Origin of the sequence: Caulobacter mirabilis (assembly GCF_002749615.1) — a bacterium.
Lineage (GTDB): Bacteria > Pseudomonadota > Alphaproteobacteria > Caulobacterales > Caulobacteraceae > Caulobacter > Caulobacter mirabilis.
In genome coordinates, this window is record NZ_CP024201.1 from 305,286 (window position 1) to 320,663 (window position 15,378).

Annotated in this window: 15 protein-coding genes; 8 read left to right on the forward strand and 7 right to left on the reverse strand. The window is 68.7% G+C overall.

Features of this window, described 5'->3' with window-relative positions:
• Positions 1-12: 12 nt before the first annotated feature.
• Both CSW64_RS01490 and CSW64_RS01495 read right to left on the reverse strand, forming a co-directional pair.
• A complete protein-coding gene (locus CSW64_RS01490; protein ID WP_099620432.1) occupies positions 13-354 on the reverse strand; it encodes a hypothetical protein in 342 nt (113 codons plus the stop codon).
• A gap of 65 nt (positions 355-419) precedes the next feature.
• Positions 420-749, reverse strand: coding sequence for a hypothetical protein (locus CSW64_RS01495; protein WP_099620433.1), 330 nt, complete (start codon positions 747-749; stop codon positions 420-422).
• Between the two features lie 161 nt (positions 750-910).
• Here CSW64_RS01495 and CSW64_RS01500 point away from each other — a divergent pair, with 161 nt between their 5' ends.
• The 7 genes from CSW64_RS01500 (at position 911) to CSW64_RS01530 (ending at position 10,501) form a co-directional block, all read left to right on the forward strand.
• Positions 911-1,393 (forward strand): MerR family transcriptional regulator, encoded by a 483-nt coding sequence (locus CSW64_RS01500; RefSeq protein WP_099620434.1) that lies wholly within the window; start codon positions 911-913, stop codon positions 1,391-1,393.
• A 51-nt stretch (positions 1,394-1,444) separates the two neighbouring features.
• Positions 1,445-3,235 (forward strand): acyl-CoA dehydrogenase C-terminal domain-containing protein, encoded by a 1,791-nt coding sequence (locus CSW64_RS01505; RefSeq protein ID WP_099620435.1) that lies wholly within the window; start codon positions 1,445-1,447, stop codon positions 3,233-3,235.
• Complete coding sequence (locus CSW64_RS01510; protein ID WP_099620436.1) at positions 3,235-4,398, forward strand: acyl-CoA dehydrogenase family protein; 1,164 nt, start codon at positions 3,235-3,237, stop codon at positions 4,396-4,398. The genes CSW64_RS01505 and CSW64_RS01510 overlap by 1 nt, the downstream gene beginning before the upstream one ends.
• Before the next feature lie 135 nt (positions 4,399-4,533).
• Complete coding sequence (locus CSW64_RS01515; protein ID WP_099620437.1) at positions 4,534-5,013, forward strand: OsmC family protein; 480 nt, start codon at positions 4,534-4,536, stop codon at positions 5,011-5,013.
• A 15-nt stretch (positions 5,014-5,028) separates the two neighbouring features.
• The gene (locus CSW64_RS01520) at positions 5,029-6,234 is read left to right on the forward strand and encodes an acetyl-CoA C-acetyltransferase (protein ID WP_099620438.1); all 1,206 of its coding nucleotides are present in this window, start codon (positions 5,029-5,031) and stop codon (positions 6,232-6,234) included.
• A gap of 123 nt (positions 6,235-6,357) precedes the next feature.
• Positions 6,358-8,562, forward strand: a complete 2,205-nt coding sequence (locus tag CSW64_RS01525) for a 3-hydroxyacyl-CoA dehydrogenase NAD-binding domain-containing protein (RefSeq protein ID WP_099620439.1) — start codon at positions 6,358-6,360, stop codon at positions 8,560-8,562.
• A 244-nt stretch (positions 8,563-8,806) separates the two neighbouring features.
• Positions 8,807-10,501, forward strand: a complete 1,695-nt coding sequence (locus tag CSW64_RS01530) for an ATP-binding protein (RefSeq protein WP_245863798.1) — start codon at positions 8,807-8,809, stop codon at positions 10,499-10,501.
• Here CSW64_RS01530 and CSW64_RS01535 read toward each other — a convergent pair.
• From CSW64_RS01535 to CSW64_RS01550, 4 genes are all read right to left on the reverse strand, one after another.
• Positions 10,498-10,914, reverse strand: a complete 417-nt coding sequence (locus tag CSW64_RS01535) for a very short patch repair endonuclease (RefSeq protein WP_099620441.1) — start codon at positions 10,912-10,914, stop codon at positions 10,498-10,500. The two genes, CSW64_RS01530 and CSW64_RS01535, sit on opposite strands and share 4 nt — an antisense overlap.
• A complete protein-coding gene (locus CSW64_RS01540) occupies positions 10,911-11,321 on the reverse strand; it encodes a hypothetical protein (RefSeq protein ID WP_099620442.1) in 411 nt (136 codons plus the stop codon). The genes CSW64_RS01535 and CSW64_RS01540 overlap by 4 nt, the downstream gene beginning before the upstream one ends.
• A gap of 4 nt (positions 11,322-11,325) precedes the next feature.
• Positions 11,326-12,300, reverse strand: a complete 975-nt coding sequence (gene cysK, locus CSW64_RS01545) for a cysteine synthase A (RefSeq protein WP_099620443.1) — start codon at positions 12,298-12,300, stop codon at positions 11,326-11,328.
• 70 nt (positions 12,301-12,370) lie between these two features.
• Positions 12,371-13,489, reverse strand: coding sequence for a DNA cytosine methyltransferase (locus CSW64_RS01550; protein ID WP_099620444.1), 1,119 nt, complete (start codon positions 13,487-13,489; stop codon positions 12,371-12,373).
• 47 nt (positions 13,490-13,536) lie between these two features.
• On the opposite strand from CSW64_RS01550, the gene CSW64_RS01555 reads away from it, so the two are divergent.
• Positions 13,537-13,995, forward strand: a complete 459-nt coding sequence (locus tag CSW64_RS01555; RefSeq protein WP_099620445.1) for a COG3650 family protein — start codon at positions 13,537-13,539, stop codon at positions 13,993-13,995.
• Positions 13,996-14,183: 188 nt separating this feature from the next.
• On the opposite strand, the gene CSW64_RS01560 is transcribed toward CSW64_RS01555, so the two are convergent.
• A complete protein-coding gene (locus CSW64_RS01560; protein WP_099620446.1) occupies positions 14,184-15,374 on the reverse strand; it encodes an acetyl-CoA C-acyltransferase in 1,191 nt (396 codons plus the stop codon).
• Between the last annotated feature and the right edge of the window lie 4 nt (positions 15,375-15,378).

Here is a 15,378-nt window from a genome sequence, read left to right on the forward strand (position 1 = left end):
AGGAATGTAAACCTACCCCCGAGCCCTCGACCAAGCGCCCAGGGTCCGGGCTAGTACGGCGCCGTAGCCGGCGACGGCGAGCAGGGCGAGGTGGACCTGCAGGTTCAGGTCGGGGTCTATCCATCGGGCGAAGCCCGCGGCGACGGCGAGGCTCTGGAAGCCGCAGGCGAAGGCGGGCCAGGGATGCGGAGATTTCCAGCTCAGCCGGATCAGTCCGACCAGGACGCCGACGTCGATCAGCCCCAGCAGCAGGCCGGGCGACAAATCGGACGAAAAGGCCTGCGCCGTCAGGGACAGCAGCCATCCGCCGGTCAGCAGCGCCACGCCGTATCGTTCGACCGACCCGCCGCGCAACAGCGCGCCCAAACCGGCGACGGCCAGGAGCGCGGCGAAGCCCAGCAGGGGAAGGTGGGCGGGATTCAGCCCGCGCGCCGCTCGGTGTCCCGCGCGTCCTCCCCGGGTTTGATCAGCGGGCCGAAGTCCACGGCGGGAAGGTCGTGGCGGCGATGAAGATCATGAAGGGCCCTGTGAGCCCGGATCATCGCCTGCTGCGCCTCGCCCAGCGCGGATACGGCGGCGACGACATTCTTCATCGCCGGCTCGTCGGCTCCGGCGGGAAGGCCCAGGGCGCGACGCGCCTCCATGACCTGGCGCATCAGTCTGACCGCCTGCGCCAGCGCGGCGTCGACGGCGTCTTCCGCGGTCGTCAGCTCGCGAGCGACTTCACGTGTCGTTCCTGCATGGTCCATGCGTCCGTTCCCCCCAAAAACGGGGAGGCACAGGATCATGCAAAGCGAGTGGAATCAAGAGTGCAATCTATGGTTACCATATCACGCAATTGGGATTGTTGACGTTGACGTAAGGGGCATTATACCAATCGGAAATAGAACGGATGGCACGGGAGGAACGAATGCCGGCCGAACTGCGTCGCCCTGAGCGCACCTTTACGATTCGCCAGCTCTGCACCGAGTTCAAAGCCACGCCGCGGGCGTTGCGCTTCTACGAGGACAAGGGCCTGCTCACGCCCGCGCGTGACGGCATGAACCGCGTCTATTCCTACAAGGACCGGGCGCGCCTGATCCTGATCCTGCGCGGCAAGCGCGTCGGCCTGTCGCTCCAGGAGATCCGCGAGATCTTCGAGCTGTACGAAGAGGACGACAACGCCGCGACCCAGAATGCGCACTCGCTGAAGAAATTCCGCGAGAAGATCGATGTGCTCCAGCAGCAACGCGAGGACATCGACGGCGCGATCGCGGAGCTGCACATGGCCTGCGAGCGTCTTGAGAAGCATCTGGCCGACAAGCGGCCGGATCTGCTGCCCAAGGCGGCGGATTACGATCAGGTGCTGCGCGCCCGTCTCGACGGTCACGCCGAGCCGGTCGGCGCCAAGTAACGCGTCAAAGACAACAACAACCAACACACACACCCGATCAACGGAGCGCCCATGGCCTACCAGCCGCCGGTTCGCGATCACCTGTTTCTCCTGCGCGATGTGCTGGAGATCGATCGCTACTCGAACCTTCCCGCCTTCGCCGACGCCTCGATGGACGTCGTCGAGCAGATCATCACCGAGGCGGCGAAGTTCACCGGCGAGGTGCTCGCCCCGCTGAACAGCGTCGGCGACAAGCACGGCTGCACCTGGAACCCGGACTTCACGGTGACCCCGCCGCCGGGCTTCAAAGAGGCCTACAAGCAGCTCTGCGAGGGGGGGTGGACCGGCCTGGGTTCCGACCCGGCCTATGGCGGCCAGGGCCTGCCCCACGTCGTGAACCTGTCGTTCTCGGAGATGTCGAGCAGCGCCAACATGGCCTTCTCGATGTACCCGGGCCTGGCCCACGGCGCCTATTCCGCCATCCATACTGGCGGCACCGACGAGCAGAAGCAGACCTACCTGCCCAAGATGGTGACCGGCGAATGGACCGGCACCATGAACCTGACCGAGCCGCAGTGCGGGACGGATCTGGGCATGCTGCGCACCAAGGCCGTTCCGCAGGCCGACGGCAGCTACCGCATCACCGGCCAGAAGATCTGGATCAGCGCCGGCGAGCACGACATGTCGGACAACATCGTCCACCTGGTGCTGGCCCGCATCGAAGGCGCTCCGGCCGGCGTGAAGGGCATCTCGCTCTTCATCGTGCCGAAGTTCTTCCCGAACGCCGACGGCTCGGTCGGCGCCCGCAACGAGGGCGTCAAATGCGTCGGCCTCGAAGAGAAGATGGGCATCCACGGCAACGCCACCTGCGTGATGCAGTACGAGGACGCCGTCGGCTACCTGATCGGTGAAGAGAACAGCGGCCTCAAGCTGATGTTCGTGATGATGAACGAGGCCCGCCTCGGCGTCGGCCTGCAGGGCGTCGCCCAGGGCGAGGCCGCCTACCAGGCCGCCCGCGACTTCGCCAAGGACCGCCTGCAGGGCCGTTCGCTGACCGGCCCGAAGAACCCGGACGGTCCCGCCGACCCGATCATCGTGCACCCCGACGTGCGCCGCATGCTGCTGGACAGCCGCGCGGTCATCGAGGGCGGCCGCGCCTTCCTGTTCTGGACCGCGCTGCACGGCGACCTGATGCACCAGCATCCGGACGAGGCCGTCCGCCAGAAGGCCGGCGACTACATGGGCCTGCTGACCCCGGTGCTGAAGGGCTACCTGACCGACAAGGGCTTCAAGGCCTGCGTCGACGGCATGCAGGTGCACGGCGGCAGCGGCTTCACCGAGCACTTCCCGGCCAGCCAGTACCTGCGCGACTGCCGTATCGCCCTGATCTACGAGGGGACCAACGGCATCCAGGCGCTGGACCTGGTCGGCCGCAAGCTGGCCTCCAGCGGCGGTCGCGCGGTGATGAGCTGGTTCGCCGAGATCGACGCCTTCGTCGAGGCCAACAGCGCCGACGAGAAGCTGAAGCCGTTCATCGAAGGCCTGGCCGGCGCCAAGGCGCAGCAGCAGGACGCCACCATGTGGCTGATGCAGAACGGCCTGGCCAACCCGGACAACGCCGGCGCCGCCTCGACCGACTACATGCACCTCTTCGGCCTGACCGGCCTGGCCTACATGTGGGCTCTGATGGCCAAGGTCTCGCTGGCCAAGATCGCCGCCGGCGACACCGATCCCTTCTACGAGAACAAGCTGGTGGTCGGCCGCTACTACCTCGAACGCGTGCTGCCGGAGACGGCCGCGCACCTGGCGAAGTTGAAGACCGGCTCGGCCACCATGATGGCCCTGCCCGCGGAGGCGTTTTGATGGGCGTACTCAACCTCGAGCGGCCGGCGTTCTTGGCCGAAGAGGATCTGGTGATCTTCGAGGACGCGGTGGGCAAGTTCTTCGACGAGCATGCCCCCGAGTCCCGGACGGCCAAGTGGCGCGAGGACGGCATCGTCGAGCGGGCCCTCTGGAACGAAGCGGCGGAGGCGGGCCTGGCCTGCCTCTCCATCCCCGAGGAATACGGCGGCATGGGCGGCGACTACCGCCATGAGGTCATCCTCATGGAGCAGCTCGGCGCCAAGGCGGTCGACGGCTTCGGCCTGTCGCTGCACAACGCCATCGTCGCCCACTACATCCTTCACTACGGCACGGAAGAGCAGAAGCAGCGCTGGCTGCCGGGCATGGCCGACGGGACCTACGTCTCGGCGATCGCCATGACCGAACCGGGCGCCGGCAGCGACCTGCAGGGCATCAAGAGCACCGCCCGGCTGGACGGCGACGAGTATGTCCTCAACGGCTCCAAGACCTTCATCACCAACGGCCAGACCGCCAACCTGATCGTCGTGGTGGCCAAGACCGACCCGACCCAGGGCGCGCGCGGCACCTCGCTGCTGGTGGTCGAGACCGACAAGGTTCAGGGCTTCGAGCGGGGCCGCAACCTCGACAAGCTGGGCCAGGAGGCGGCCGACACCTCCGAGCTGTTCTTCAACGACGTCCGCATCCCGGCCGACAACCTGCTGGGCGGCGGCGAAGGCCAGGGCTTCTTCCAGCTGATGGGCCAGCTGCCCCAGGAGCGGCTGAACATCGCCGTCCAGGGCATCGCCCAGATCGAGCGGGCGCTCGCGCTGACCATCGACTACGTCAAGCAGCGCAAGGCGTTCGGCAAGCAGGTCATCGACTTCCAGAACACCCAGTTCGTGCTGGCCGAGTGCAAGACCGAGGCGACCATCGCCCGGGTCTTCGTCAACCACTGCATCGAGCAGCACCTGGCCGGCAAGCTCGACGCCGCGACCGCCTCGATGGCCAAGTACTGGGTCACCGACCTGGAGAACTCGATCATCGACCGCTGCCTGCAGCTGTTCGGAGGCTTCGGCTTCATGGCCGAGTACCCGATCGCCCGCATGTACCGCGACAGCCGCGTCCAGCGGATCTACGGCGGCACGAACGAGATCATGAAGGTCCTCATCGCGAGGACGCTCTGATCGAAGGCAGGGAGCGCAGATCGAGGTGATCGACCACCTCTCCATCGCGGTCAGCGACCTGATGCGGAGCACGGCCTTCTACGAGGCCGTGCTTTCGCCGTTTGCTCGATCTACTCGTCTTGTTGGAGAAGCCTGATGGCCAAGTACGTCGCCACCGTCGACTGGACGCTGACCGCCGAACCCGAGGACTTCCTCAAGGGGCGCTACAGCCGGGCCCATACGATCGACTTCGACGGCGGGATCACCCTGCCGGCGTCGCCGTCGCCAAGCGTGGTGCCGGCGCCCTGGTCGGACGCCTCGGCGGTCGACCCGGAGGAGCTGCTGGTGGCCGCCCTGAGCAACTGCCACATGCTGACCTTCCTGCATAAGGCCCGCGAGGCCGGCTTCGCGGTCGCCAGCTACCGCGACGAGGCCGAGGGGGTCATGCGCAAGAACGACGAGGGCAAGATCGCCGTTACCAAGGTCGTCCTGCGCCCCCATATAGTTTTTATTGGAAACGAACCCGACGAGGCGCAGTTGGAAGCCCTCCACCACGCCGCCCACGAAGACTGTTTCATCGCCAGCTCGGTGAAGACCGAGGTGGTGGTCGAATCCCCGCAACAACCCGCTTCCTGATCAAAGGACGCCATCATGGCCGAAGCCTATATCTACGACGCCGTTCGAACGCCCCGCGGCAAGGGCAAGAAGGACGGCTCCCTGCATGAGATGACCGCCCTGTCGCTGGCGACCCAGGTTCTGGAGAACCTGCGCGACCGCAACGGCCTGGACACCTCAAAGGTGGACGACGTGGTCCTCGGTTGTGTCTCGCCGGTCGGCGAACAGGGCAGCGACATCGCCCGCACCGCCGTGCTGACGGCCGACTACGCCGAGACCACCGCCGGCGTGCAGATCAACCGCTTCTGCGCCTCGGGCCTGGAAGCCGTGAACATGGCCGCGGCCAAGGTCATCTCGGGCGAGGCCCAGATGGCGATCGGCGGCGGCGTCGAGAGCATGAGCCGCGTGCCGATGGGCAGCGACGGCGGCGCCTGGCCGACCGACCCGTCGAGCGCCTTCAAGACCTACTTCGCCCCGCAGGGCGTCAGCGCCGACCTGATCGCCACCCTGTACGGCTTCAGCCGCGACGACGTCGACGCCTACGCCGTCGAGAGCCAGAAGCGCGCCGCCGCCGCCTGGGCCGACAAGCGTTTCGCCAAGTCGGTCGTGCCGGTGAAGGACCAGCTGGGCCTCATCCGCCTGGACCATGACGAGACCGTCCGCGGCTCGACCACCATGCAGACCCTGGCCTCGCTGAGCCCGTCGTTCACGGCCATGGGCGAGATGGCCTTCGACGCGGTGGTGCAGCAGCGCTATCCGCAGGTCGAGAAGGTCAACCACGTCCACCACGCCGGCAACAGCTCGGGCATCGTCGACGGCGCCGCCGGCGTCCTGATCGGCACCAAGGAGATGGGCGACGCCCTGGGCCTGAAGCCGCGCGCCAGGATCAAGGGCATGGCCTCGATCGGCAGCGAGCCCTCGATCATGCTGACCGGCCCGTCGCTGGTCACCGAGAAGCTGCTGAAGCGCCTCGGCATGGACGTCGCCGACGTCGACCTCTACGAGCTGAACGAGGCCTTCGCCTCGGTCGTGCTGCGCATGATGCAGGCGCTCGACATACCGCACGAGAAGATGAACGTGAACGGCGGCGCCATCGCGATGGGCCATCCGCTGGGCGCCACCGGCGCGATGATCCTGGGCACCCTGCTCGACGAGTTGGAGCGCACGGACAAGGAGGTCGGCCTGGCCACCCTCTGCGTCGGCGCCGGCATGGGCACCGCCACCGTCATCGAACGCGTCTGATCAAGCCGTCATCCCGGACGGCCGCAGGCCGAGCCGGGACCCAGCCGCGGCGCGCGTCGCCTGGGTCCCGGCTCTCCGCTTCGCTTCGGCCGGGATGACCCCAAAATTCGGAAGAGAATCCAAATGGAAAACTTCAAGATCGAGGTCGACGGCGACGGCATCGCCCTGGTGACCTTCGACGTCCCCGGCCGCAGCATGAACACCCTGACCGGCAAGGTCATCGCCGAGATCGGCGAGGTGGTCGAGCGCATCAAGACCGACCCGGAGATCAAGGGCGCGGTCATCGCCTCGGGCAAGGCCAGCGGCTTCTGCGCGGGCGCCGACCTCGGCGAGCTCGGCGGCCAGGCCGGCGCGGCGGGCGAGGACAAGCGTTCTGAGCAGGAGAAGCTGCAGGCGGCCTTCGACGGCGGCTTCGCGCTGAACAAGGCGTTCCGCGCCCTGGAAACCTGCGGCAAGCCGGTGGCGACCGCGCTGGAGGGCCTGGCCCTCGGCGGCGGCCTGGAGTTCGCCCTGGCGACCCACTACCGCGTCGCGGCGGCCAATCCGAAGCTTCAGCTCGGCCTGCCGGAAGCCAAGGTCGGCCTGCTGCCGGGCGCCGGCGGCACCCAGCGCCTGCCGCGCCTGATGGGCGCCATGAAGGCCGCGCCGTACCTGCTGGAAGGCAAGTCGATGTCCGCCGAGGAGGCCAAGGCCAACGGCGTCGTCGGCGAGGTCGTCGAGCCGGGCAAGACCATCGAGGCCGCCAAGGCCTGGGTGAAGACCGGCGACCCGGTCGCGCCCTGGGACAAGAAGGACTACCGCATCCCCGGCGGCGGCCCCTACACCCCGACGGGCGGCCAGGTGTTCATCATGGGCAACGCCATGCTGCGCAAGCAGTCCTACGGCAACTACCCGGCCCAGCTGAACATCCTGAAGTGCGTCTACGAAGGCCTGCAGGTGCCGATCGACGCCGCTCTGCGCATCGAGACCCGCTACTTCCTGAAGACCATGCAGTCGCCCCAGGCGCGCGGCATGATCCGCACCCTGTTCCTGTCGCTTCAGGAGCTGGGCAAGGGCGCCTCGCGTCCGGCCGGCTATCCGACCTACGACGTCAAGAAGGTGGCCGTCCTCGGCGCCGGCATGATGGGCGCGGGCGTGGCCTATGTTCAGGCCCAGGCCGGGATCGAGACCGTGCTGGTCGACGTCTCGGCTGAGGCCGCCGAGAAGGGCAAGGGCTACGCCCGCACCCTGGTCGAGAAGGCCGTGAAGCGCGGCAAGATGACGGCCGAGAAGGGCGAGGCGTTGCTGGCCCTCATCCACCCGACCGCTGACTACGCCGACGTGAAGGGCTCGGATCTGGTCGTCGAGGCCGTGTTCGAAAGCCGTGAGCTGAAGGCCAAGGTGACGCAGCAGGCGGAAGCCCAGCTGGCCGACACCGCGGTGATGGGCTCCAACACCTCGACCCTGCCGATCACCGGCCTGGCCGAGGCCTCGGTCCGTCCGGCCAACTTCATCGGCATCCACTTCTTCTCGCCGGTCGACAAGATGGGCCTGGTCGAGATCATCATGGGCAAGGAGACCTCGGAAGAGACCCTGGCCAAGTCGATCGACTACGTCCTGAAGATCCGCAAGACGCCGATCGTCGTGAACGACAGCCGCGGCTTCTACACCTCGCGCTGCTTCGGCACCTTCGTCCAGGAAGGCCTGCAGATGCTGGCGGAGGGCATCGCTCCGGCCATCATCGACAACGTCGGCCGCGCCACGGGCATGCCCCGCGGGCCGCTGGAGATGAACGACGACGTCGCCCTCGACCTCGCCTACAAGATCGGCCAGCAGACCAAGGCCGATATGGGCGAACAGTACGTCGCCGGCCCGGTGGACGCCCTGCTGGAGAAGATGGTCGTCGACCTGAAGCGCTACGGCCGCAAGAACGGCAAGGGCTTCTACGACTATCCGGAGACCGGCCAGAAGACCCTGTGGCCGGGCATCTCGGACCTGGTCGAGATCACCACCAAGGACGCGGACAAGGCGCTGATCGAGGAGATCCGCACCCGCCTGCTGTATCGCCAGGCCGTCGAGGCCGCGCGCTGCTTCGAGGAAGGCGTGATCACCGAAGCCCGCGACGCGGACGTCGGCGCCATCCTGGGCTGGGGTTTCGCGCCCTGGACCGGCGGCCCGATCAGCCTGATCGACGGCGTCGGCGTGAAGGCCTTCGTCGAAAAGCTGGACGAGCTGACCGCTAAGTACGGCTCGCGCTACGCCCCGCCGAAGCTGCTTCGCGAGATGGCGGCGAACGGCGAAACCTTCTACGGCCGCTTCGGCCCGAAGGCGGCGAAGGCCGCGGCGTAGTCGCCTGCGGGACACGCTCCGCGTAGCGGTGCGTGTCCCTGTCGGGCCGTAACGAGGGGACATGTACGCGGTGCGTGCCTGTCCCCTTTTTCGTGCCCGCTCGCCCCTGGCCGCGCCAACTGTCGCAGCACGGCGTTCCTTCACCTCGTCTTAGGGAGGTTGGATCATGGTGTCGGCCTCATCAGGATCCAGGGACGCCATGACCATCGAAACGGGGGACAGGTTCGGGCTTGGGGGCGCAATTTTGACGCGTCGTCAGCACCTGCCGCTCCGAATGGTGTCGTGCCTGGTCCAGACCGCCCTGCTGCACGCCGTGTTCGGCTGGTGGGGCATGTGGCTGTGGGCCGCCGCCTACATCGGCTCCCAGCTGTTCGAGTCCTGGCTGGGCCCGCGCATGATGCGGAACCCGCCGGAGACCGCGGCCAGGGCCGCCAACATGGCGGTCGTGCTGTTCTTCCCCAGCGCGATCGTGTTCGGCGGTCTGGCCATGGCGCTGTGGGTCGGCGCGGGGGTCTATGGGCCGGCGCTGGGCGTGGCCTGCATCGCCGGCGCGATGACCAACCTGATCGTGCTCAGCCGGGGATCGCGGATCGCCTTCGCGGCCTCGGCCACGCCGTACGGCCTCTATCTGCTGGTCATGCCGCTGACCGACGTCGGCAAGGTGTCCAGCCCGCTGCTGACCGCGATGATGATCGCCGTCGGCCTGATCATGCTGAACATCATCGGCGCCTGGATCGCCACCGAAGAGGCCCGCAAGGCCCAGGACGACGCCACGACCGAGGCCCAGCTGCGCCGGGCGGAGGCCGAGGCCGCGGTGGAAGCCAAGAGCGCCTACGTCGCCGCCATCAGTCACGAGCTGCGCACGCCGATCAGCGCCATCCTGGCCGGCGCCGCCGAGCTGGAGCGCACCGCGAACACCGCCCAGGGCAAGGCGCAGGCGAGGCTGATCGGCGGCGCCGGCCAGATGATGCGGACCCTGCTCGACGACCTGCTGGATCTGGCCAAGCTCGAAGTGGGCCGCATGGAGGTCGAGGCGGTCGCCTTCGACCTGCGTGCCGCGACCAACGATGTCGTGCGCATGTGGCGGGTTCAGGCGCGGGAGAAGGGCCTGCGGCTGCGCGTCGAGGGCGCCGCCAAGCTGCCGTCCTGGGTCCAGGGCGACCCGACCCGTCTGCGCCAGGTGCTGAACAACCTGCTGTCCAACGCCATCAAGTTCACCGCCGAAGGCTCGGTCACGCTGCGCATTCAGACGGAACCGGCTCAGGAGGGCGTCCACGCCCTGTCGCTGGCCGTGATCGACACCGGGCCTGGCATGACGCCGGAGCAGGTGGCCAAGCTGTTCACCCCGTTCGAGCAGCTCGAGGCCGGCACCGCGCGCAAGCACGGCGGTTCGGGCCTGGGCCTGGCGATCAGTCGCGAACTGGCCCGGCTGATGGGCGGTGACCTCGTCGCGTCCAGCGCGGCGAACGAAGGGGCGACCTTCACCGTCAGCCTGACCCTGCCCGCGGCGGAGGCCCCGGCCCCGGCGGAAACGCCGGACGTGGCGGAGGCGCGGCTTCTGGTCGTCGACGACCATGTGGTCAATCGCCAGGCCATCGCCCTGGTCCTGGCCCCGCTGGGCATTACGCCCCAGACCGCCGCCTCGGGCGAGGAGGCGCTGGCGCGGCTCGCGGTCGAGCCCTTCGATCTGGTCCTGATGGACGTCTACATGCCGGACATGGACGGCCGCGAAGCGACCCGCCAGCTGCGGGCGAGCGCCGGGCCAAACCGCGACATCCCGGTGATCGCCATCACCGCCTCGGCGACGGAGCGCGACTGGGAGGCCTGCCGCGAGGCCGGCATGACCGGACACGTCGCCAAGCCGATCGAGCCGGCCCAGCTCTATGCCGCCCTGGAAGAGGCGCTGGCGGACGAGGCCGAACGCAAGGCGGCGGCCTAGGCGGTAGCGTCCAGCAATGCCCGCAGGCGCGCCTCAAGCGCCGCGCGGTCCTTCAGCTCGCATTCCCAGATCGTCTCGACCCGCCACCTTGCCGCCGACAGCGCCTCGCCGTTGGTCGCGTCGCGAGAGCGGTTGCGGCCGACCTTGGCCAGCCAGTAGTCGCGGTTCTGCTGCGGCACGCGGGCGCCGCGGGCGCAGTCATGGCCGTGCCAGAAACAGCCGTGGACGAAGATCGCCAGCCGCCGGCCGGGCAGGACCACGTCGGGATTGCCGGGCAGGTCCTTGCGATGCAGGCGATAACGGGCTCCGAGACCCGTCAGCAGCTTGCGGACGATCATCTCGGGCTTGGTGTCGCGCCCCTTCACCCGCCGCATGACGGCCGAGCGTTTCTCCGGGTCGAAGACGTCGGTCACTGGCCGCCTTGGCCGAGCGCCCGCTCGTAGTCCTCCAGCGGGAACCGCGGCGCCGAACAGCCGCTGGTCCAGAGCCGTCCCTCGAAGCGGTATGCGGCGACGAGGTAGGTCTGCCCCTTCGCATACTGGATGCCGCAGAAGGCTTCCTCACGGACGTGCGCGACCGGCGCGACGCCGGCGACCGAGCCCTTGAGCGTGCGGACCACCTCGAAGCGGGTCATCGGCTGCGGGATGCCGTGGATGTTGGTGAAGCTGTCCTCGCCGACCGCCTTGGCGAGGAACAGCACCTCGGTTTGAGCCAGCTGCGCCTCGGCCGTCTCGTAGCGGGCGCAGCTGCAGGCCGCCGCCTCGCCGGCCGCGGCCGACGCGAGGGCGAAGGCGACGACCAGGGCGAGGCGGCGGACCATGACCCTAGAGGCCTTCGAACAGAGGCGTCGACAGGTAGCGTTCGGCGAAGCTGGGGATGATGGTGACGATCAGCTTGCCGGCGTACTCGGGACGCGAGGCCAGATCGAAGGCGGCGGTGAGGGCGGCGCCCGACGAGATGCCGACCGGCAGGCCGTCGACGGCCGCGGCTTTCCGGGCCATCTCGAAGGCGTCGTCGTTGCTGACCTTGACGATGTCGTCGATCACGCCGCGGTCGAGGATGCCGGGCACGAAGCCGGCGCCGATGCCCTGGATCTTGTGCGGACCGGGCGCGCCGCCCGATAGGATCGGCGAGGCTTCCGGCTCGACGGCGACCATGCGGATCGAGGGTTTGCGCGCCTTCAGCACCTGGCCGACGCCGGTGATGGTGCCGCCGGTGCCGACGCCGGACACGACCGCATCGACCTTGCCGTCGGTGTCGTTCCAGATCTCCTCGGCGGTCGAGACCCGGTGGATCAGCGGGTTGGCCTCATTCTCGAACTGTTGCGGCATCACCGAGCCGGGGATCTCCTCCAGCAGCTCCTGCGCCCGGGCGACGGCGCCGCGCATGCCTTTCTCGGCCGGGGTCAGCTCCAGCTTGGCGCCGAGCAGGAGGAGCATCTTGCGGCGCTCCATCGACATGCTCTCGGGCATGACCAGGACCAGCGGATAGCCCTTGGACGCGGCCACGAAGGCCAGGGCGATGCCGGTGTTGCCGCTGGTCGGCTCCACGATCGTGCCGCCCGGCTTCAGGATGCCCTCGGCCTCGAGATACTCGATCATTGAGACGCCGATGCGGTCCTTCACCGAGGCCAACGGATTGAAGAACTCCAGCTTGGCGACGACCTCGCCCTTGGGCTTCAGCTCCTTGGTCAGGTTGGGCAGGCGGACCAGCGGCGTGTCGCCGACGGTGTCGATGATGGAGTCGTAGATCTTGCCCCGACCGGCGCGCTTGTAGCGGGCGGCGTCGTACTGGGTCATGAGAGGGGTCTCCGGGGAGGGCGCTGGCTTTGCCCGGAAAACTATAGGGGCCGGATAGGGTTGTCAGGCCTCATTCGGCGGCGGCGGCCGTCGTTTCGGCGCGCAGCAGCGGTTCCAGCAGATGCTCGGCCAGCCAGCGCACGACGGGGACGGCGACGCCGTCGCCGACGACGTGGAAGGCGGCTGTCGCTCCCTTCGGCAGCACATAGCTGTCGGGCAGGCCCATGAGCCGCGCGCCCTCGCGGGCGGTCAGCAGCCGCGAGCGGATTTCGCCGCCCTCCGCCACGACGATCGACTGCCGCGACGAGCCGCCCCGGGCGGTGCGCAGGCAGCCGGCGAGGCCGTCGGTGCGGACCTCGGCCTGGGGCACGCCCTTGCGGGTCCGGCGATAGACGGCGCCGACGGTGCGCTCGCGGTCGGCTGCGAGCCGCGCGCGGTGCAGAGGCTTCATCTGGTCGAGCAGTCGGGCCGTGTCGGCTTCGGACCGCCAGGAGACGGCTTCGTCGGGTTCGAGCAGGGCGGCGAGGTCGGTGTTGCGCGCGGGCGGGGCGGGCAGGTCCCACCACAGCCACTGCGCCCGGAGGTCGGCGGGCAGGCGCTCGTAGGCCTCCAACACGCCCTTGCTGTGGAAGCCGCACCGGCTGGCCGCGGCGCCCTCGGCCTCGCGCGCGGCGATGACGAAGACCCGGGGCCGGGACTGCGGGGTGAAGGCGGCGGCGTCGATCTCCAGGGCGCCGAAGCGATAGCCCTGCCCGGCCAGAGCCCGGCAGAGCGCCTCGAAGTCGCGGCCGCCGTGCGAGGTGAGCAGGCCGACGACGTTCTCGATCACGATGGTCCGTGGCGCCCGGCCCTGCGCGTTCAGCGCCTCGACCAGGCGCCAGAAGCCGAAGAAGGCGCTCGATCGGCCGCCGTCCAGACCTTTGCGGGCGCCGGCGAGGCTGAAGTCCTGGCAGGGGCTGGACGCCCAGGCCAGATCCGCGCGGCCGGGCAGCGCCTCGGGCGCGATCTTCCAGACGTCGCCCTCGTGGAAGTGGTCGGCCGCGTCGGCGTGGTTGGCGCGGTAGGTGGCGGCCTTCAGCGGGTCGAAGTCGTTCGCGTAGAGGCAGGACCAGCCGTCGCCGAGCCCCAGGCGGGCCATGCCGCCTCCGGCGAAGAACTCGTAGAACCCCAGAGGCCCGTTCCGACTCATGGATCGGGAGTCTAACCTGCTTTGTCGGAATTCGAGGAGAAGCCCTCATGCGCGCGATCGTCGCCCTGCCCTTGACTCTGGCCGCCCTTCTGCTGGCCGCCTGCAATGCCCAGGAAGCTCCCGGCGGCTCCGACGCCGTGCCGCCGGCCGATGCGCCGCCGCCTGCCGCGGAGACTCCGGCCGCCGCCGAGTTCAAGACCGACTTCGGCCTGCGCGGGACCGAGCCGTTCTGGAGCGTGGACATCAAGGGCGGCGAAATGACCCTGACCCGGCCCGAGCCGCCGGCCGTGAAGGCGACGGGGGTCACCTTCGCCTACATCGACGGTCATGGGGTCTGGACGGGGCAGGCCGACGGCAAGCTGATGGTCGCCACCCTGACCAAGGGCGACTGCTCCGACGGCATGAGCGACCTGAAGTATCCCTATGTCGCCGAGGTGAAGCTCGGCGCGGAGACGCTGAAGGGCTGCGGCTTCAAGGCCGGGGAGCAGCCGAAGGAAGGCGAGTAGGCGCGGGCTGAGATGCTCTCCTCTGGGGGAGCTGTCGGCGCGAAGCGGCGACTGAGGGGGTGATGTGCGGAGGAACCCCCTCCGTCTCGCCTTCGGCGAGCCACCTCCCCCAGAGGGGAGGACCTAAGCAGCAAAAACGGCCGGTCCCGCGAGGAACCGGCCGCTTCTGTTTTCAGCTGCCTAGAGGCTTACTGGTAGATCTCGAAGAGACCCGCCGCGCCCATGCCGCCGCCGATGCACATGGTCACCACGCCCAGCTTGGCGCCGCGACGACGGCCTTCCTGCAGCAGGTGGCCGGTGCAGCGGGCGCCGGTCATGCCGAAGGGGTGGCCGATGGCGATCGAGCCGCCGTTGACGTTGTACTTCTCCGGGTCGATGCCCAGGGTGTCGCGGCTGTAGAGGCACTGCGAGGCGAAGGCCTCGTTCAGCTCCCAGATGTCGATGTCGTCGACCTTCAGGCCATGGCGGGCCAGCAGGCGCGGCACGGCGTAGATCGGGCCGATGCCCATTTCGTCCGGCTCGCAGCCGGCGACCGCGAAGCCCTTGAAGGCGCCCAGCGGCTTCAGGCCGCGACGCTCGGCTTCCTTGGCTTCCATGACGACCACGGCGGCGGCGCCGTCCGACAGCTGGCTGGCGTTGCCGGCGGTGACGAAGTTGCCTTCACCCTTGACCGGCGGCAGCGAGGCCAGGCCTTCCAGGGTGGTGTCGGGACGGTTGCACTCGTCGCGATCGACCACGTAGTCGACGAAGGACTCTTCCTTCGTCTCCTTGTTCACGACCTTCATCTTGGTCGCCATCGGGACGATCTCGTCCTTGAACAGGCCGGCGGCCTGGGCGGCGGCGATGCGCTGCTGCGAACGCAGGCTGTACTCGTCCTGGTACTCGCGGCTGACGCCATAGCGCTTGGCCACGATGTCGGCGGTGTCGATCATCGCCATCCAGAGGGCCGGCTTGACGCCCAGCAGCTTCTCTTCGGTGATGTGGAAGCGGTTCATGTGGCCGCCGCCCTGCACCAGCGAGATCGACTCCACGCCGCCGCCGATGGCGACGTCGGCGCCTTCGTTCTTCACGTAGTGGGCGGCCGAGGCGATCGCCTGCAGGCCCGACGAGCAGAAGCGGTTGATGGTGGTGCCCGAGGTGGTCACCGGCAGGCCGGCCCAGATGGCGGCGTTGCGGGCGACGTTCATGCCGGTGGCGCCTTCGGGGCCGCCACAGCCGATGATGACGTCCTCGACCTCGGCGCCTTCCAGGCCCGCGCGGGAGACGGCGTGCTGGATCACATGGCCGGCCATCGCCGCCCCGTGGGTGTTGTTGAAACCGCCCCGGTTCGCCTTGGCGAGGCCGGTGCGGGCGTAGGACACGATGACGGCGTCGCGCATGGCG